This window comes from Pradoshia sp. Z6_59, assembly GCF_058267515.1.
On sequence record NZ_JBZCPP010000027.1, the window covers coordinates 1 to 19104 of the forward strand.

Below are 19104 nucleotides of genomic sequence, written 5' to 3' on the forward strand. Positions count from 1 at the left end.
GAACACGGAAGTTAAGCTCTTCAGCGCCGATGGTAGTTGGGACGCGAGTCCCTGTGAGAGTAGGACGTTGCCGGGCAGCCAAAACCAGTTCAAATTGAACTGGTTTTTTTGTATTTTAAGGAAAAAAGATCCTTTTTATAAGAAGGTTTCAGGGTTTTAAAAAAGGAAATTTGGGTAGAATTGAAGTATTGGTTTTTATAAAAAGTCAATTGTGCAGTATACATATAATAGCTGAGAATAAAGTATAATGATTGCCAAATTGAGGATGCTTTTGTATAATTATAGTCAAATATAGTCAAAGTCAAAACGGTGAGAGGGGGAGCCTATATGAAAAATATTTCCGATATTATTGAAAATTATTTGAAGAGCGTTCTCGATATAAGCGAGAAAGAATTGGTAGAGATAAAAAGAAGCGAAATTGCTGATAAGTTCCAATGCGTTCCCTCTCAAATTAATTATGTGATCAATACACGTTTTACGATCGAAAGAGGTTATCTGGTAGAAAGTAAACGGGGTGGCGGGGGTTATATTCGTATAATGCGGGTGCAGTCCCATGACAGAGCACATTTAATTGAACAAATCAGTAATTTGGTTGGACAGCGTATCTCGCAAAGTAATTCTGAGGATTTGATTGGCAGATTAGTTGAGGAAGAAGTTATATCTTCTCGAGAAGCAAAAATCATGTTGAGTGTAATGGACCGTTCTGTACTCCATTATGATTTACCTGAACGAGATGAATTGCGTGCGAGAATCTTAAAGGCGATGTTTATGACATTAAGGTATAAATGAGTTGCTACGGGGAGGGTGAAAACAATGCTTTGTCAGGAATGTAACGAAAGACCCGCTACGATGAAGGTTACAAAAATCGTTAACGGTAAACAAACGGAAGTAAACCTTTGTGAATATTGTGCTGATGAAAAAGGCGATTTCTTTTCATTCAATAATCTGTTAGCAGGTTTATTAAATATGGGATTAGGTATGAAATCTACCAACTCTAAATCCTCCTTTAGTAATGAAGATCAACTGACATGTCCCCATTGTGGGTTAACATATCGTGAATTTGTTAATATCGGTAGATTTGGATGTTCGGAGTGCTATAAGACATTCAATCCATATTTAGAATCTATTTTAAGAAAACTGCATGGAGGGAATGTTCATCATAACGGCAAAATTCCTAAACGTGCTGGCGGAACTTTACATATAAGAAAGCAAATAAATGATTTAAAAGCTCAAATCAATGGTTATGTAGAGGCAGAGGAATTTGAGAAGGCAGCAGAAGTCAGGGATCAGATTCGTTCATTAGAGAAGGAAATTGAAGCCTCTCAAGAAGGGGGCGAACAAAAATGACAATTGAACACTTTATGGAAAATGCCATCAGCTCATGGATGAACCAGGAAGGACCAGAATCAGATATTGTATTGAGCTCAAGAGTCCGATTAGCCAGAAACGTAAAAAATGTTGCCTTTCCGATTGTTTTTTCACAAGATGAAGCCAAAAGATTACTAAAAAAAGTTGAAGATCGTATTGGCGGTCAGTATCTTTCAGGTTTAGGACACTTGGAAATGGTAAAAATGATAGATCTAAATCCATTAGATAAGCAAGTACTGGTAGAAAAGCATTTAATAAGCCCACTGTTGGCAAAACATAAAGATGTAGGAGCCTGTCTAATTTCAGAAAATGAAGAAGTCAGCATAATGGTTAATGAAGAAGATCATATCCGGATTCAATGTCTATTCCCTGGACTGCAAATTTCTGGGGCTCTCGAAGTAGCTAGCCGAATTGATGATTGGGTAGAGAGTGAATTAGACTATGCATTCGATGAAAAAATTGGATATCTAACGAGTTGTCCCACGAATGTTGGAACTGGGTTAAGAGCATCTGTCATGGTTCATTTACCGGGCATTGTATTAACAAGACAGATAGACAGAGTAGTATCTGCTATTAATCAATTGGGATTGGTTGTGCGCGGTATCTATGGTGAGGGCAGTGAGGCACTGGGGAATATATTCCAAATATCCAATCAAATGACGCTCGGAAAGACCGAGGAAGACATCGTTGATGATTTAACCAGTGTAGTGGAACAGATTATTATGCAGGAAAAAGCAGCAAGGGACACATTAGTACAATCATCAAACATACAATTGGAAGATAGGGTTTTCCGTTCACTTGGTATACTGTCTCATGCCAGAATCATTGAATCCAAGGAAGCGGCAAAATGTTTATCAGATGTTAGATTAGGTATTGATTTAGGTTACATTCCTAATATATCTAAACATATATTAAATGAATTAATGATTGTTACTCAGCCTGGATTCCTTCAGCGATATGCAGGAGGAGAGTTGAATTCAAAAAACAGGGATATTCGCAGGGCTACTTTAATCAGGGATCGATTATTGATGGAAGATAAAACACAAGATGAATAGGAGGAACACATAATGATGTTTGGTCGATTCACAGAAAGAGCACAAAAAGTATTGGCACTTGCACAGGAAGAGGCAATTAGGCTTGGGCATAATAATATTGGCACTGAACATATCTTGCTTGGTTTAGTGAGAGAAGGGGATGGAATAGCTGCTAAAGCTCTCTATGCTCTTGGGTTAAGTCCTGAAAAAATTCAGGAAGAGGTTGAGAACCTGATTGGTAAGGGATCTGAGACTGTACAAACTATTCATTATACTCCTCGTGCTAAAAAAGTCATTGAATTGTCTATGGATGAAGCGAGAAAGCTGGGACATTCTTATGTGGGTACTGAACATGTCTTATTAGGGTTAATTCGTGAAGGCGAAGGTGTAGCAGCCCGTGTTCTGAATAATCTGGGTGTAAGCTTAAATAAAGCAAGACAACAGGTATTACAGCTCTTAGGCAGCAATGAAGCAGGTATTCATCAGGGAGGATCAGCTTCTGCAGCAAGCACGCCTACCTTAGATAGCCTTGCCCGTGATCTGACTGTGATTGCCAGAGAAGGCAGCCTGGATCCAGTTATAGGGCGAAATAAAGAAATACAACGGGTTATTGAGGTATTAAGTCGTCGTACTAAAAATAATCCTGTGCTTATTGGTGAACCGGGAGTCGGTAAAACAGCGATTGCAGAAGGGCTCGCCCAACAAATCGTTAATAATGAAGTCCCTGAGATTCTTCGAGATAAAAGAGTTATGACGCTTGATATGGGTACAGTAGTTGCCGGTACGAAATATCGCGGTGAATTTGAAGATCGCCTCAAAAAAGTAATGGACGAAATTCGTGCTGCGGGTAATATTATTCTATTTATTGATGAACTCCATACCTTAATTGGTGCAGGTGGAGCAGAAGGGGCGATTGATGCCTCCAATATTCTAAAACCTTCATTGGCTAGAGGGGAATTGCAATGTATCGGGGCTACAACCCTCGATGAATATCGAAAATATATTGAAAAAGATGCAGCTTTGGAAAGACGCTTTCAGCCTATTCAGGTGGATGAGCCAACAATTGAGGAATCTATCCAAATACTTAAAGGCTTGCGCGATCGCTATGAGGCACATCACAGGGTATCAATCACAGATGAAGCAATCGATGCTGCAGTTAAGTTATCTGATCGGTATATCTCAGATCGGTTCCTACCAGATAAGGCAATTGACCTGATCGATGAATCAGGTTCCAAGGTAAGACTTCGTTCCTACACCACGCCGCCTAATTTAAAGGAGCTTGAAGTGCGCCTGGAAGAGGCACGAAAAGAGAAGGATGCGGCTGTTCAAAGTCAGGAATTTGAAAAAGCGGCATCATTGCGTGATATCGAGCAAAAATTACGTGAAGAACTTGAGAATACAAAACGTGATTGGAAAGAGAAACAAGGGAAAGAAAACAGCGAAGTTACTGTAGAAGATATTGCGCACGTTGTATCGAGCTGGACTGGTATACCGGTTACGAAGCTTGCGCAAACTGAATCTGATAAGCTTCTAAACATGGAGGAGATTCTCCATAACCGTGTCATTGGTCAGGAAGAAGCGGTTATAGCTATATCTAAAGCTGTGCGCAGAGCAAGAGCCGGACTAAAAGACCCTAAACGTCCAATCGGGTCATTTATCTTCCTTGGCCCTACAGGGGTTGGTAAAACAGAATTGGCAAGAGCACTGGCTGAGTCAATGTTTGGCGATGAAGATGCAATGATTAGAATAGATATGTCTGAATATATGGAGAAACATTCAACATCCCGCCTTGTTGGATCACCTCCAGGGTATGTTGGATATGAGGAAGGCGGACAATTGACAGAAAAGGTTCGCCGTAAGCCATATTCCGTAGTGCTCCTTGATGAAATTGAAAAAGCGCACCCGGATGTCTTTAATATCCTGTTACAGGTATTAGAAGATGGACGTCTGACGGATTCAAAGGGCAGGACAGTAGATTTCCGTAATACAATCTTGATTATGACTTCCAATGTCGGAGCTCATAGTTTGAAAAAGAATCGATATGTTGGGTTCAATATGCAGGATCAAGGCCAGGATTATAAAGATATGAAAGGCCAGGTCATGGAAGAATTAAAACGCGCTTTCCGTCCGGAATTCCTAAACAGAATTGATGAGATTATTGTGTTCCACTCTCTGGAAAAAGAGCATTTGAAATCAATTGTTACGCTGCTGGGTGACCAGTTAATCAAACGCTTAGCTGAGCAGGAAATTAATCTTAAGTTGACGGAAGCAGCAAAAGAAAAAATTGTAGAAGAAGGCTATGATCCTGATTATGGAGCACGTCCTTTGAGAAGATCTATTCAAAAACATGTTGAAGACTTCTTATCAGAACAACTGTTGAAAGGAAAGATTGAAAAAGGTAAAAAAATTACTATCGATGTGGTTGATGGTGAGTTTACTGCCAAAACAGGGGATGAAGTAATAGCTGGTAAGTAACAAATAGTGGTTTGAGGGCACTGCCATAGGGTTGTGCCCTTTCCTTACAGATAGCTATAAATACTTTATAATGACAAATAATAAGAATAAGAATAGCGATATAATCCGTAAAATAAAAGAGTAAGTATATAATTAGTTAATTTATTCCCCGGAGAGGATTAAAAGAAATATGGCAAAAAAGAAAACGAAATTTATCTGCCAAAGTTGTGGTTACGAATCAGCGAAATGGATGGGGAAATGCCCTGGCTGTAATGAATGGAATACCATGACAGAGGAAATTGAAATAACAGCTAATAAAAATCAGAGACGTACAGCTTTTACCCATTCGGATCAATCAATGGCGAAACCTACATCGATTACTTCCATAGGTACGGAGCAGGAACCACGCGTTTTGACAGATTCAAATGAACTCAATCGTGTTTTGGGTGGAGGAATTGTACCAGGATCCTTGTTATTGATAGGTGGAGATCCGGGAATTGGAAAATCCACTTTATTGCTGCAAGTTTCATCCCAGCTAGCGAATAATAATTATGATGTTTTGTACATATCTGGTGAAGAATCAGTGAAGCAAACAAAATTAAGGGCTGTTAGGCTGGGTGTATCTTCAGACCATCTCTATGTTTATTCTGAAACAGATATGGGGATGATTGAACAAGCTATCAATGAAATGAACCCTAATTTCGTCATAATCGACTCTATTCAAACGGTGTTCCATCCTGATGTAACATCTGCTCCAGGCAGTGTATCACAGGTTCGTGAATGTACAGCTGAATTAATGAGATTGGCTAAGACAAAGGGAATTGCAATATTTATTGTTGGCCATGTTACAAAAGAAGGTAATATTGCCGGACCGAGACTATTGGAACATATGGTGGATACTGTACTCTATTTTGAAGGGGAACGTCATCATACTTTCCGCATTCTAAGGGCAGTCAAAAACAGATTTGGTTCTACAAATGAAATGGGTATTTTTGAAATGAAGGAAGAAGGACTGGAGGAAGTTTTGAATCCTTCGGAGATATTCCTCGAAGAACGTTCTCAGGGTGCAGCTGGTTCAACAGTCGTAGCTTCGATGGAAGGAACACGGCCCATACTTGTAGAGATACAAGCCCTCATTTCTCCATCTATTTTTCCTAATCCAAGAAGGATGGCAACAGGAATTGACCATAACCGTGTCTCTTTGTTAATGGCTGTGCTGGAGAAAAGAGTAGGTCTCTTACTTCAAAACCAAGATGCATATTTAAAGGTCACTGGTGGAGTAAAGCTGGGTGAGCCTGCTGTAGATTTGGCCGTAATAGTCAGTATAGCTTCAGGCTTTAGAGATGTACCTACTAGAGCAACGGATTGCATTGTTGGTGAAGTTGGATTAACCGGTGAAGTTAGAAGGGTATCGCGTATTGAACAAAGAGTAAAGGAAGCAGCAAAGCTTGGATTTGAGCGTATTATCGTGCCTGCCAATAACTTGGGCGGCTGGAGACCTCCATCAGAAATCAAAGTGATTGGTGTCAATTCGGTAAGCGAAGCTTTAAAATATGCATTAGGGGGTTAAGTTAATGGATAAAAAGGCAGCAGAAAAAGCCAAGGCGCAAATCATTCAATTGGTATCCCCAGGCACCCCCTTTAGAGAGGGATTAGATAATGTTTTGCGTGCCAATACGGGTGGATTAATTGTGGTTGGATATAACGATAAAGTTAAATCCCTTGTAGATGGAGGATTTAAAATCGGCTGCCCTTTTTCACCCAGCTATCTATATGAATTAGCTAAAATGGATGGAGCCATTATCCTTAATGAGAAAGTGGAGACCATTATGCTTGCGAATGCCCATCTTGTACCGGATAAAACGATACCTTCAATGGAGACCGGAATGAGACACCGAACAGCCGAGAGAATTGCTAAAGAGACGAAGGCGTTGGTAATAGCTATTTCTCAACGGAGAAATATCATTACTCTTTATCAAGGCAACTTTCGATACGTACTGAGAGAATTGTCTGTGATATTAACAAAGGCTAATCAAGCGATGCAAACGCTTGAACGGTATCGGTCTGTTTTGCAGGAAAGTATTCATAATTTAAGTAAGCTTGAATTTGAAGAGATGGTAACATATGCGGATATTCTATATGTAATGCAGAGGCTTATAATGGTTATGAGAATTAAAACCGAGCTTTTGATTTATATGAATGAATTAGGTGTTGAAGGAAGGCTGCTGCGTTTGCAATTACATGAAATGCTGCATGTGGTGGAACAGGAAGTAATGCTTGTTTTAAAGGATTACACTATTGATCCGGAGGGCCTTAAGCCAGAACAGGTTTTTCAGGCATTTGTTGATTTATCCTATTCAGAATCTGTTGAGGACACAGCTATTATGAAAACACTTGGATATACAGGGTTTGTACCGATGGAACAAATCGTCTCACCCTGTGGGTATCGTGCGCTTCATAAGATACCTAGGCTGCCCTTCAGTATCATTCATAATCTCGTAAAGAGGTTTGGGAAGCTATCTAATTTGTTGAATGCAAGCGTAGCGGATTTGGATGACGTAGAGGGTATAGGAGAAGTAAGAGCTAAAAAAATCCACCATGGGCTGAGACATATAAAAACAGAAATTGGGCAGCACAGCTTATAAGATAAAATATGGAAGTCCTGACATCTGTTTGACGTATAATCAGGTTATAATAATAGATAATGCATAAAAAAGGCTGATATATGCTTTTTGTTACAGTGTAGTTACATCTTCTTTACATCAAGTTAATTAATGGGTAAAAACTATTAAAGGATGAAAGTCCTCGTTTATAATTATTAATGGGAGGTGAAAGAATGTTAAAAAGAATTATACAACTGTGTTTCTTAATCGTAGGAGGAGCCGTAGGAATCATCGTATTGCCAGATTTATTTTCATTAATTACAGATAATTCATTTATTACTAATCCTATTTTTACTGGTTTCGCAGGTGCAATTATTTTTTATATCATTACTTTCTGGATGGTTGATCATGTAGTACATTTCATTAAATGGGTGGAAGAACAATTAATTATTGCTCCCATCACGGATATTATATTTGGAAGTTTGGGGCTCCTACTTGGCCTTCTATTGGCCTTCCTTATTGGTCTTCCGCTGAATTCAATTCAGGTACCGATCATTAACACAGTCGCTCCAATTCTCTTAACGTTAATATTTGGTTATTTAGGCTTCCAGGTAGGATTTAAAAAACGGGATGAGCTAACCAATCTTGTGACTAACTCGGTTAAAACAAAGAAAAAGGGTACAGAACAAGATGGCGATACAGAAACAGCTCCATCCAATATAAAAAGGAAAGTTCTCGATACAAGTGTGATTATCGATGGACGTATAGCAGATATTTGTAAAACTGGCTTTTTGGAAGGACCTATTGTTATCCCACAATTTGTGCTTGGTGAATTGCAGCATATTGCTGATTCTTCCGATGCTTTGAAAAGAACAAGGGGAAGAAGAGGATTGGATATCCTCAATAAAATCCAAAAAGAACTTCCAATTGAAGTCGAGATGTATGAAGGTGACTTTGAAGATATACAGGAAGTAGATAGTAAGCTCGTCAAATTAGCCAAGGTATTAGACGGAATTGTTGTGACCAATGACTTCAATTTGAATAAAGTTTGTGAATTTCAAAATGTCCAGGTGTTAAATATTAATGATTTAGCAAATGCGGTTAAACCGGTTGTTATTCCAGGTGAAGAAATGCTCGTACAGGTTATAAAAGATGGGAAAGAGCAAAATCAGGGTGTAGCTTATCTCGATGATGGAACGATGATTGTGGTAGAAGAAGGCCGAAATTATATCGGCAAGAAGATTGAGGTCATTGTTACATCCGTTTTACAGACTTCGGCTGGACGTATGATATTTGCGAAACCAAAATTAATGGAAAAAGCATTATAAAAGAAATAGCTTTGAATGATTAGGAGTAGAAGATGGACTATGAAGTGATTATCCCTGCAGCTGGGCAAGGAAAGAGAATGAAGGCAAGTAAAAATAAGCTTTGGATTGAACTGAAAAACAGCCCGATTATCGCACATACCTTGTCTGTGTTCGGCACTGATAAGTGTTGTAAACAAATTATTTTGCCAATCAATCCCGCTGAAAAAGAAGAATTTGATAGGCTGATCAAAACATTATCACTACCGATTCCTGTTGTATTGATAAACGGCGGCAGTGAGCGGCAATATAGTGTCAGCAATGGGTTGGAAGCCTTAAGTGACGAGGCAGAAATCGTCCTCGTGCATGATGGAGCCAGACCGTTTATTAATCATTCAATGTTAAGGAACTTAATTGCTGATGCAAAAGAGTTCGGTGCAAGCGTGTTAGCTGTACCTGTTAAGGATACGATTAAACAAGTCAGAGATACTATGGTAGAGAAAACAATCGATCGATCAAGCTTGTGGGCAATCCAAACCCCGCAAGCTTTTCGTGTGTCCCTATTAAAAGAGGCACATGAGGCAGCGGCTGCCGCAAATTACCTTGGAACAGATGATGCGAGTCTAGTTGAGCAAATCGGGAAGAGGGTAGCCATAACAGAAGGGAATTACGATAATATTAAAATCACCACACCAGAGGATCTATATTTTGCAGAAGCGATTCTGGAGAAAAACGTAAAAGGAGACCGCCATGTTTAGAATAGGACAAGGTTTTGATGTACATCAACTAGTAGAAGGACGACCACTGATTATTGGGGGTATCACAATTCCTCATGAAAAAGGATTGCTTGGACATTCTGATGCGGATGTTCTGCTTCATACTGTAGCAGATGCATGTCTGGGAGCTGTGGCAGAGGGAGATATCGGCAAGCATTTTCCGGATACTGACCCGGCTTTTAAAGATGCCGATTCTAAAAAGCTTTTAACTCATGTATGGGAACTTGTGAAGCAAAAGGGATATAAACTGGGCAATATTGATTGCACAATTATTGCAGAGCGGCCAAAAATGCGCCCTTATATTGACCAAATGCGTGAAGTGATCGCCGGTCTACTTGAAGGTGACATGGAACAAGTAAACGTAAAAGCTACTACAACTGAAAAGCTCGGATTTCCGGGCAGAGGTGAGGGTATAGCGGCTCAAGCTACGGTTCTTTTAATAAAAGAATAAAACTGGTGGTTTTAAACAAGATTAAAATAGTGGTAAAATGAATCCTACTTAGGTACTTTATCATTTGGGAGGAAATACTAATGACTAGCAGTATACGTGTTCGGTACGCTCCAAGTCCGACTGGACATCTTCATATCGGTAATGCCAGAACAGCTTTATTTAACTATTTATTTGCACGCAGCCAGGGTGGCAGCTTTGTTATAAGGATTGAAGATACAGACCAAAAAAGAAATATTGCCGGTGGAGAAGAAAGCCAATTAAAGTATTTGAAATGGCTGGGCATGGATTGGGATGAAAGTGTCGATGTACCAGGTGCATATGGACCTTATCGCCAATCTGAACGTACTCATATTTATGAGGAATATTATCGTGATCTTATTAAAAGAGATATGGCTTATAAATGCTATTGCACAGAAGAAGAACTAGAACAAGAACGTGCGGAACAGATGGAACGTAATGAAACTCCGGCTTATTCGGGTAAATGTCGCCATCTGACAGAAGAAGACCATGCAAGGCTCGAAGCAGAAGGCAGAAAACCAAGCATTCGCTTTGTTGTTCCAAAAGGTAAAGTATATACATTCAATGATATGGTTAAAGGTGATGTGTCGTTTGAATCTGATGGCATCGGAGACTTTGTCATTATCAAAAAAGATGGAATTCCTACGTATAACTTTGCAGTAGCAATTGATGACCATTTGATGGAAATATCTCATGTACTTCGTGGAGATGACCATATTACCAATACACCTAAGCAACTGATGGTCTATGAAGCCTTTGGATGGGAGCCCCCTGTTTTTGGCCATATGACATTGATTGTAAATGAAAGCCGTAAAAAATTAAGTAAGCGTGATGAATCTATTATCCAGTTTATCGAGCAATATGAAGAACTTGGCTATTTGCCTGAGGCTCTATTTAATTTTATTGCGCTTTTGGGATGGTCTCCAAGCGGCGAAGAAGAAATCTTCTCGAAGGAAGAGTTTATTTCAATCTTTGATGCAGACCGATTATCTAAATCACCAGCTTTGTTTGATAAACAAAAGCTTACGTGGATGAATAATCAATACATGAAAAAGGTTGATACGGAACGAGTGCTTGAATTGGCGTTGCCTCATTTACAGGAAGCGGGTCTTGTACCAACTGAAATGTCTGAGGAAGAACATCATTGGGTACAAAAGCTTATAGCTTTATATCAGGATCAAATGAGCTACGGAGCAGAAATCGTGGACCTATCAAACATCTTCTTTAAGAAAGAGATTGTTTATAATGATGAAGCGAAGGAAATACTGGGGGAAGAACAGGTTCCTGAGGTATTGAAGGCCTTCCTTGAAGAAGTAAAGAGTATGCCTGAATTTGTTGACAGTGAGATTAAGGCAGCAATTAAACGAGTGCAAAAAGAAACAGGTCATAAAGGCAAAAAATTATTTATGCCTATCCGTGTAGCGGTTACTGGACAAGCTCATGGTCCTGATCTGCCAAAAGCAATCGAGCTTTTCGGCCGTGATCGAGTGATTTCTCAAATAGAAGAACTTTTACGTTAACATTTTAACTGTAATATAATATAGTATAATTAAACATTTATACTTAAAGTGATGAATGGGGATAAGTAGGATTAAAGAAGATGTTTATTAGAGAATAACCATCATTGGCTGGAAATGGTTATAACCTCTCTTAATCTGAATGCACCCCTGAGCCCTTCTTTGAACGTCTGATAATAAGGTCAGTAGAGGAAGGCGGCATACCCATTGTCGTTATAAAGGGGAAAGTTGGAGCTCGATACTTAAGCTCAAACAGAGTGGAACCGCGCTTATAAGCGTCTCTGTCTTTTGGACAGGGCGCTTTTTTTATGCAAAAAATGGCCGGTGGTATAGAAACAGGATGTTTATTATACGATCTTTAGGGAGGAAGTTACCGTGTTCCCATCTTTCGTAAAGTACATCTCTAGATAGAGAATGTTTTTGCTTTTATGCGTTTAAGGAGGGGTAACATCATGTGGAAACGGTTAAAAGAAGATATAGATGTTATATTTGAACAGGATCCTGCAGCAAGATCGACAATTGAAATCATCCTGACATATTCAGGTTTACATGCTATCTGGAATCATCGAATTGCTCATTTTTTTTATAAGAGAAATTTCAAATTTATTGCCAGGGTCATTTCCCAGTTTAGCCGATTTTTAACCGGTATAGAGATACATCCGGGAGCGACAATCGGCAGGCGCTTTTTTATTGATCATGGCATGGGTGTCGTTATTGGAGAAACTTGCGAGATTGGTGATAATGTGACTGTATACCAGGGGGTTACACTTGGAGGTACAGGTAAAGAGTCAGGCAAACGTCATCCAACAATTGAGGATAATGTATTGATTGCAACGGGGGCTAAAGTGCTCGGCTCCATCGTCATAGGGGAAAACTCGAAGGTTGGAGCGGGTTCAGTGGTTTTAAAAAATGTCCCTGCCAACTCAACGGTAGTCGGCATTCCCGGTAAGGTAGTTATCAAAGACGGCGTACGATTAAAACAAGATTTAAATCATCGGGACCTTCCTGACCCTGTAGAAGATCATTGCAATCGAATGGAACAGGAAATTGATATATTAAAGAAAGAGTTAATGGAATTGCGAAAGGAGTTAAATAAACGTGAGCGTTCAAATTTATAATACACTGACAAGAAAAAAGGAAACCTTTCAGCCAATTGAAGAGGGAAAGGTTAAGATGTATGTATGCGGTCCGACTGTATACAACTATATTCATATAGGGAATGCAAGGCCGGCGATCGTATTTGATACGGTCCGCAATTACTTACAATATAAAGGCTATGATGTAAAATTTGTTTCTAATTTTACAGATGTGGATGATAAGTTAATCAAAGCAGCTCGTGAACTGGGAGAAGAAGTACCGGCTACAGCTGACCGGTTTATTAAAGCTTATTTTGAGGATGTAGGGGCACTTGGATGCAAAAAGGCGGATGTGCATCCAAGGGTAATGGAAAACATGGATTTAATCATTGAATTTATTCAGGCTCTAATAGATAAAGGAATGGCTTATGAATCCAGTGGGGATGTGTACTACCGTACAAGAGATTTTAAAGATTATGGAAAGCTTTCGCACCAGTCCATAGATGAGCTGCGGGTAGGCGCGAGAATAGAAGTAGATGAACGGAAGCAGGATGCACTTGATTTCACTTTGTGGAAAGCGGCTAAAGATGGTGAAATTTCTTGGGATAGCCCATGGGGCAAAGGAAGACCGGGTTGGCATATCGAATGCTCTGCGATGGCTAAAAAATACTTAGGTGATACGATTGATATTCATGCTGGAGGTCAGGATTTAGCATTCCCTCACCATGAAAATGAAATTGCACAGACAGAAGCTTTAACCGAAAAGCCATTCGCAAATTATTGGATGCATAATGGCTATATTAATATTGATAATGAAAAAATGTCTAAATCTCTCGGTAATTTTGTAATGGTACATGATATTATTAAGCATCATGATCCGGCAGTATTAAGATTCTTTATCCTGTCCGTCCATTACAGAAATCCAATTAATTACAGTGAAGAGTTATTAGAGTCCACGAAGATTTCATTGGACCGCTTGCGAACTACTTACGAAAACTTAAAACACCGCCAAACGGCAAGCACGAATATTACTCATAACGATGCGGAATGGTTCGAGAAAATCGGAGAATTGCATGGAATGTTTGAAGAAGCAATGGATGATGATTTCAATACTGCAAATGCTATTTCGGTATTGTTTGAATTATCAAGGCAAGGTAATTATTATCTGTTGGAAAAAGTGACCTCTGATGCGGTTATTGAAGCATTTTTGAATGAGTTTCGCATTTTATTTGATGTACTGGGTATTCAGCTTGAAGTTGAACAATCGCTTGATGCTATGGTAGAAAAATTAATTGAAGAACGTAATCGGGCAAGAAAAGAACGTAACTTTACTCGCTCTGACGAGATTAGAGATGAGCTAAAAGCAATGAATATTATTTTGGAAGATACTGCCCAAGGTACACGCTGGAAACGGGGATAAAAAGAATGCTTGAGGACTTAAAGAAATTAGATGTAACGGCTTTGGGAAGTTTGGCCCTGGCCTATATTGGAGATGCGGTATATGAAGTATATATCCGCCATCATCTGCTATCTATTGGACAAGTAAAACCAAACAGGCTTCATAAAGAAGCGACTAAGTATGTATCTGCCAAATCACAGAGTGCAGTTGTACATTATTTATTAAACGAGCATCTTCTGACCGAAGAGGAAGAAGCTGTTATACGCCGAGGGAGGAATGCTAAGTCAGGCACAATCCCCAAAAATACAGATGTGCAAACATATCGATACAGTACAGCTTTTGAAGCATTAATTGGTTATCTATATGGGAACAAGAATCAGGAACGTCTTGATGAAATTATAGAGTTGGCGATTCAATTTAAAGAGAGGAGTGAAGTGCAGAGATGAGCGATGATTTAATTATGGGACGTAATACCGTCTTGGAAGCATTGCGGTCAAAACGCGATATCCATAAGATTTGGATTGCAGAAGGAGCCACGAAAGGGCAGATTCAGCAGGTAATCGCGGTTGCAAAAGAAAATAAGATTATGATACAAACAGCACCAAAGAAAAAACTGGATCAAATGATTGAGGGGAATCACCAAGGAGTTATTGCTCAGGTGGCTGCCTATCAATATGCAGAAATTGATGACATGTTTAAGCTGGCGGAATCGAGACAGGAAGACCCGTTCATTCTATTGCTTGATGAATTAGAGGATCCGCACAATCTGGGTTCTATCTTAAGGACAGCTGATGCATCCGGTGTTCATGGTATCATTATTCCGAAGCGGAGAGCGGTTGGGTTAACAGCTACAGTTGCTAAATCATCGACTGGGGCAATTGAACATATCCCGGTTGCACGCGTAACGAATTTATCACGCACGATAGAAGATTTAAAGGAACGCGGTGTATGGATTGCTGGTACAGATGCGAAGGGAAGCCAGGATTATCGGTTGATGGATGGAACGATGCCTCTTGGAATTGTGATTGGTAGTGAAGGGAAAGGAATCAGCCGAGTAATTAAAGAAAAATGCGATTTCTTATATCACTTGCCAATGGTGGGGCATGTTACCTCTCTCAATGCAAGTGTGGCGGCCAGCTTGCTGATGTATGAAGTATATCGAAAGCGATATCCGCTAGAGGGATAAAGATGGAAACCATACTGGTGGTAGATGGCTATAATATCATAGGAGCATGGCCTGATTTGCGCAAGCTGCGCGATCAGGACCTTGCTGCCGCTAGAGACCGTTTAATTGAAATGATGGCTGAGTTTCAAGGTTTTTCCGGACACCGGGTCATAATAGTATTTGATGCTTACTTCGTACAGGGAATGGAGAAAAAGTATAGAAATTCAAAAGTTGATGTTATTTTTACAAAGGAAAATGAAACAGCTGATGAATGTATCGAAAGGCTGGCTTCTAAATTAATAAAAATAAATACTCGTGTGTATGTTGCGACATCAGATTACACGGAGCAGCGAACCATCTTTGCGCAGGGGGCTTATCGGAAATCTGCCCGTGAACTGTTGCAGGAGATGGAATATGTAGAAAAAGAGATTGAAAAAAAGGTCGTGCAAACAAAGGATGAACAGCCTGTATCAAGGATCCCGTTAAGTCGAGAAGTGTCGGAAATGTTCGAAAAATGGAGAAGAGGAAATCTGTGAGGGCATTGACGCTATAAAAACGCTTACTGTATAATATTGCTATCTTTGGTATCTTACGGAGGGATCGGTGTGGCAATTTCTATCGGGGTAATGCTGGATGATGATTATGGTCATATGGAAGATGAACTGCTAGTCGACCGGGTTCATCAAGGGGACAGCGGGGCCCTGGATTTTTTGATCCACAAATACAGAAACTTTGTAAGGGCTAAAGCGAGAACTTATTTTTTAATAGGTGCAGATAAAGAAGATATTGTACAGGAAGGTATGATTGGTTTATTCAAAGCTATCCGAGATTATAAGGAGGACAAGCTTACATCCTTTAAAGCGTTTGCCGAGCTTTGTATTACCAGGCAAATTATTACGGCTATTAAAACTGCGACAAGGCAGAAACATATACCGCTCAATTCCTATGTTTCTTTGGACAAGCCTATCTATGATGAAGAATCAGATCGTACATTGATGGATGTTATAACAGGTGTTAAAGTCATGGATCCAGAGGAATTAATTATTAATCAAGAAGAATTTGATTATATTGAGCTTAAAATGAGCGAGCTGCTAAGTGATCTGGAACGAAAAGTCCTGTCTCTGTACTTAGATGGACAATCCTATCAAGAGATATCAGAGGAATTGGATAGGCATGTCAAATCAATTGATAATGCATTGCAAAGAGTGAAGCGTAAATTGGAGAGGTATCTAGAAGTCCGTTAATTTAGTATATTCATAGGGTTATATCTTTACCCCGCTTATTGACAGACAATTTCCTACATGATAAATTTGTAGTGGACTTCTTAATTAAGATAAAGGTGCATTTTATGAATAAAAAAGTTATCATCGCATGTACAAAATGCGGTTCAAGGAATTATTCAACGAATCATAACCAGTCTAACCAAGAAAAGGTGCGGCTGGAGCTTAATAAATTTTGTAAAACTTGTAATACGCACACACCTCATAAACAAACAATCTAATGACTAGGATTGTAAAACTGTATTGGCTGGAGGTTTCAAATTAATGCGACGCATTCTAGAATTCTTCCGAGGCGTTTCTCGAGAAATGAAAAAGGTAAGCTGGCCTAAGAAAAAAGAGCTTACAACCTATACGATAACTGTATTATCAACGGTCATCATTATGGCAGTGTTTTTTGCGGTTGTTGATCTAGGGCTATCCGAACTTATTCGTGTCATTCTTAAATAGTGAATAAACGACATAAAACATGGTATAATGAAAACTAGCATAAGAAAAGACTTGAAAGCCCGGAAACGGGTTTTTTAATTTGTCTAAAAAATAGATTCGATACAGAGCATTAATCTGCTGGATTTAAAATTTGCGCAAAAATTAAAAAATAACAGCTGACAAGATATATTTGAATATCACTGTTTGCAAGGAGGGAAGGACGTTTAGTCCTAATAGAATATGGAGAAAAATTGGTATGTTGTTCATACGTATTCCGGATATGAAAATAAAGTTAAAGCAAACTTAGAAAAACGTGTAGAATCAATGGGTATGCAAGATAAAATCTTCCGTGTCATTGTTCCGGAAGAAGAAGAGACTGATTTCAAAAATGGTAAAAAGAAAGTAGTTAAGAAAAAAGTATTTCCAGGATATGTACTCGTGGAAATTGTTATGACAGACGATTCTTGGTATGTTGTCCGCAATACACCAGGCGTAACTGGGTTTGTAGGTTCAACTGGATCAGGCTCCAAGCCGGTTGCTTTAATGCCTGAAGAAGCAGCAGTGATTCTGAAAAGAATGGGTATGGACGAAAAAAGAATTGAAATCGATTTGTTTATTGGTGATTCAGTTAAAGTTAAGGAAGGTCCTTTCGCTGAATTTGCTGGTACAATAGAAGAGTTGGACAAGGCTAAGGGTAAACTGAAAGTTCTTGTTAATATGTTTGGCCGCGATACCCCGGTTGAATTGGATTTTGACCAGGTGGAAAAATTATAATCCTGAAAAACTTGCCTTTCATATTAAAAAGTGATAATATTTCTAGGGTCAGTATGTCTCAAGACAGAGACCTGAACTAATGGTAAATTCTTTATGAGTGAAATAAAGAATGATTGTATATTTGAGTGGGAGGGCAAAGCCCAATTACCACATCACGGACGATAAGGAGGTGTGTCTCGTGGCTAAAAAAGTAATTAAAATCGTGAAATTGCAGATTCCTGCAGCTAAAGCTAATCCAGCTCCACCGGTTGGTCCAGCATTGGGTCAAGCAGGTGTTAACATCATGGGTTTCTGTAAAGAGTTTAATGCTCGTACAGCAGAACAAGCAGGTCTAATCATTCCTGTTGAAATCACAGTATTTGAAGACCGTTCTTTCACTTTTATTACAAAAACTCCTCCAGCGGCTGTTCTTCTTAAGAAAGCAGCAGGAATTGAGTCTGGTTCTGGTGAACCAAACCGTAATAAAGTGGCAACAGTTAAGCGTGACAAAGTACGTGAAATCGCTGAATCCAAAATGCCTGACTTAAATGCAGCAAGTGTTGAATCAGCTATGCGTATGGTAGAAGGTACTGCACGCAGTATGGGAATTGTCATCGAAGACTAATTGTTGTATGGAGGTTGCGAATGTACGGTACTTCGCAACCTTTTTCGTGGGAGGTCAATTCCGTTAAAACCACAATATTAGGAGGATATAATAATGGCTAAGAAAACTAAAAAATACGCTGAAGCTATTCAGCTTATCGATCGTACAAAAGCTTATTCCGTAACAGAAGCAATTGAATTAGCGAAGAAAACAAGCTTCACTAAATTTGATGCAACTGTAGAAGTAGCATTCCGTCTTGGAGTTGATCCTAAGAAAGCTGATCAACAAATCCGTGGAGCGGTTGTACTTCCAAACGGTACTGGTAAAACACAACGTGTATTAGTATTTGCTAAAGGTGAAAAGCTTAAAGAAGCTGAAGCTGCAGGTGCTGATTATGTTGGAGATACTGACTACATCAACAAAATCCAACAAGGTTGGTTTGACTTTGATGTTATCGTAGCAACACCTGATATGATGGGTGAAGTTGGTAAATTAGGTCGTGTATTAGGACCTAAAGGTTTAATGCCAAACCCTAAAACAGGAACTGTTACATTTGATGTTGAAAAAGCAATCAATGAAATCAAAGCTGGTAAAGTAGAATACCGCGTTGATAAAGCAGGTAACATTCATGTTCCTATCGGAAAAGTTTCCTTTGAAGATAGCAAGCTAGTTGAAAACTTCACTACAATTTTTGAAACTCTTCAAAAAGCGAAGCCAGCAGCAGCTAAAGGAACTTACATGAAGAATGTAGCAGTGACTACAACTATGGGACCTGGAATCAAGGTAGATCCTTCTTCTTTCTAAGCTAAAAAATAAAATTTGACAACAGGGTATTTATTTAATATAATTACAAATGTTGTTATAAATAAATTTAAC

At 39.2% G+C, this 19104-nt stretch carries 21 protein-coding genes, 1 rRNA gene and 2 other annotated features (1 of these 24 only partly in view); all 22 genes read left to right on the forward strand.

Annotation, left to right across the window (positions count from 1 at the left end):
• Nucleotides 1-76 (forward strand): 5S ribosomal RNA (gene rrf / locus AC4D4B_RS18290); the annotation flags it as partial.
• A gap of 251 nt (nucleotides 77-327) precedes the next feature.
• Nucleotides 328-789 (forward strand): CtsR family transcriptional regulator, encoded by a 462-nt coding sequence (locus AC4D4B_RS18295; protein ID WP_066103078.1) that lies wholly within the window; start codon nucleotides 328-330, stop codon nucleotides 787-789.
• A 24-nt stretch (nucleotides 790-813) separates the two neighbouring features.
• Nucleotides 814-1347, forward strand: coding sequence for a protein-arginine kinase activator protein McsA (gene mcsA / locus AC4D4B_RS18300; RefSeq protein ID WP_490997311.1), 534 nt, complete (start codon nucleotides 814-816; stop codon nucleotides 1345-1347).
• The gene (mcsB, locus tag AC4D4B_RS18305; protein ID WP_491000743.1) at nucleotides 1344-2423 is read left to right on the forward strand and encodes a protein-arginine kinase McsB; all 1080 of its coding nucleotides are present in this window, start codon (nucleotides 1344-1346) and stop codon (nucleotides 2421-2423) included. The genes mcsA and mcsB overlap by 4 nt, the downstream gene beginning before the upstream one ends.
• 12 nt (nucleotides 2424-2435) lie before the next feature.
• Nucleotides 2436-4877 carry an ATP-dependent protease ATP-binding subunit ClpC gene (gene clpC / locus AC4D4B_RS18310; protein WP_491000744.1) on the forward strand — a complete coding sequence of 814 codons (2442 nt, stop codon included), beginning with the start codon at nucleotides 2436-2438 and terminating at the stop codon, nucleotides 4875-4877.
• 169 nt (nucleotides 4878-5046) lie between these two features.
• Nucleotides 5047-6426 (forward strand): DNA repair protein RadA, encoded by a 1380-nt coding sequence (radA, locus tag AC4D4B_RS18315; protein ID WP_490997159.1) that lies wholly within the window; start codon nucleotides 5047-5049, stop codon nucleotides 6424-6426.
• A gap of 4 nt (nucleotides 6427-6430) precedes the next feature.
• Nucleotides 6431-7501 (forward strand): DNA integrity scanning diadenylate cyclase DisA, encoded by a 1071-nt coding sequence (gene disA, locus AC4D4B_RS18320; protein WP_490997160.1) that lies wholly within the window; start codon nucleotides 6431-6433, stop codon nucleotides 7499-7501.
• Nucleotides 7502-7692: 191 nt separating this feature from the next.
• A complete protein-coding gene (locus AC4D4B_RS18325) occupies nucleotides 7693-8787 on the forward strand; it encodes a PIN/TRAM domain-containing protein (protein WP_490997161.1) in 1095 nt (364 codons plus the stop codon).
• 32 nt (nucleotides 8788-8819) lie between these two features.
• Nucleotides 8820-9521: a 2-C-methyl-D-erythritol 4-phosphate cytidylyltransferase gene (ispD, locus tag AC4D4B_RS18330; protein WP_490997162.1), complete on the forward strand. Its 702-nt coding sequence runs from the start codon at nucleotides 8820-8822 to the stop codon at nucleotides 9519-9521.
• Entirely contained in the window at nucleotides 9514-9990 is a 477-nt protein-coding gene (gene ispF, locus AC4D4B_RS18335) for a 2-C-methyl-D-erythritol 2,4-cyclodiphosphate synthase (RefSeq protein ID WP_490997163.1), read from the forward strand. Before ispD ends, ispF begins: the two co-directional genes overlap by 8 nt.
• A gap of 80 nt (nucleotides 9991-10070) precedes the next feature.
• Complete coding sequence (gene gltX / locus AC4D4B_RS18340; RefSeq protein WP_490997164.1) at nucleotides 10071-11528, forward strand: glutamate--tRNA ligase; 1458 nt, start codon at nucleotides 10071-10073, stop codon at nucleotides 11526-11528.
• A gap of 42 nt (nucleotides 11529-11570) precedes the next feature.
• Nucleotides 11571-11811 (forward strand) — a binding site (T-box leader).
• A gap of 166 nt (nucleotides 11812-11977) precedes the next feature.
• The gene (gene cysE / locus AC4D4B_RS18345) at nucleotides 11978-12643 is read left to right on the forward strand and encodes a serine O-acetyltransferase (protein WP_490997165.1); all 666 of its coding nucleotides are present in this window, start codon (nucleotides 11978-11980) and stop codon (nucleotides 12641-12643) included.
• Entirely contained in the window at nucleotides 12624-14021 is a 1398-nt protein-coding gene (gene cysS, locus AC4D4B_RS18350) for a cysteine--tRNA ligase (protein ID WP_490997166.1), read from the forward strand. Before cysE ends, cysS begins: the two co-directional genes overlap by 20 nt.
• 5 nt (nucleotides 14022-14026) lie before the next feature.
• On the forward strand, nucleotides 14027-14446 hold the full coding sequence (locus AC4D4B_RS18355) for a Mini-ribonuclease 3 (RefSeq protein ID WP_490997167.1): 420 nt from the start codon (nucleotides 14027-14029) through the stop codon (nucleotides 14444-14446).
• Nucleotides 14443-15186: a 23S rRNA (guanosine(2251)-2'-O)-methyltransferase RlmB gene (gene rlmB, locus AC4D4B_RS18360; protein ID WP_066103041.1), complete on the forward strand. Its 744-nt coding sequence runs from the start codon at nucleotides 14443-14445 to the stop codon at nucleotides 15184-15186. Before AC4D4B_RS18355 ends, rlmB begins: the two co-directional genes overlap by 4 nt.
• 2 nt (nucleotides 15187-15188) lie before the next feature.
• Nucleotides 15189-15701 (forward strand): NYN domain-containing protein, encoded by a 513-nt coding sequence (locus AC4D4B_RS18365; protein WP_066103038.1) that lies wholly within the window; start codon nucleotides 15189-15191, stop codon nucleotides 15699-15701.
• Between the two features lie 90 nt (nucleotides 15702-15791).
• Nucleotides 15792-16409 (forward strand): RNA polymerase sporulation sigma factor SigH, encoded by a 618-nt coding sequence (gene sigH, locus AC4D4B_RS18370; RefSeq protein ID WP_066103081.1) that lies wholly within the window; start codon nucleotides 15792-15794, stop codon nucleotides 16407-16409.
• Nucleotides 16410-16513: 104 nt separating this feature from the next.
• Nucleotides 16514-16666, forward strand: coding sequence for a 50S ribosomal protein L33 (gene rpmG, locus AC4D4B_RS18375; RefSeq protein WP_077248002.1), 153 nt, complete (start codon nucleotides 16514-16516; stop codon nucleotides 16664-16666).
• 43 nt (nucleotides 16667-16709) lie between these two features.
• On the forward strand, nucleotides 16710-16892 hold the full coding sequence (secE, locus tag AC4D4B_RS18380; RefSeq protein ID WP_490997168.1) for a preprotein translocase subunit SecE: 183 nt from the start codon (nucleotides 16710-16712) through the stop codon (nucleotides 16890-16892).
• Between the two features lie 219 nt (nucleotides 16893-17111).
• Nucleotides 17112-17645, forward strand: a complete 534-nt coding sequence (nusG, locus tag AC4D4B_RS18385) for a transcription termination/antitermination protein NusG (protein ID WP_066103031.1) — start codon at nucleotides 17112-17114, stop codon at nucleotides 17643-17645.
• 178 nt (nucleotides 17646-17823) lie between these two features.
• Nucleotides 17824-18249: a 50S ribosomal protein L11 gene (gene rplK, locus AC4D4B_RS18390; RefSeq protein WP_066103028.1), complete on the forward strand. Its 426-nt coding sequence runs from the start codon at nucleotides 17824-17826 to the stop codon at nucleotides 18247-18249.
• 93 nt (nucleotides 18250-18342) lie between these two features.
• A complete protein-coding gene (gene rplA / locus AC4D4B_RS18395) occupies nucleotides 18343-19032 on the forward strand; it encodes a 50S ribosomal protein L1 (protein ID WP_066103025.1) in 690 nt (229 codons plus the stop codon).
• Nucleotides 19033-19093: 61 nt separating this feature from the next.
• Nucleotides 19094-19104: a sequence feature (ribosomal protein L10 leader region), on the forward strand (it continues 135 nt past the right edge of the window).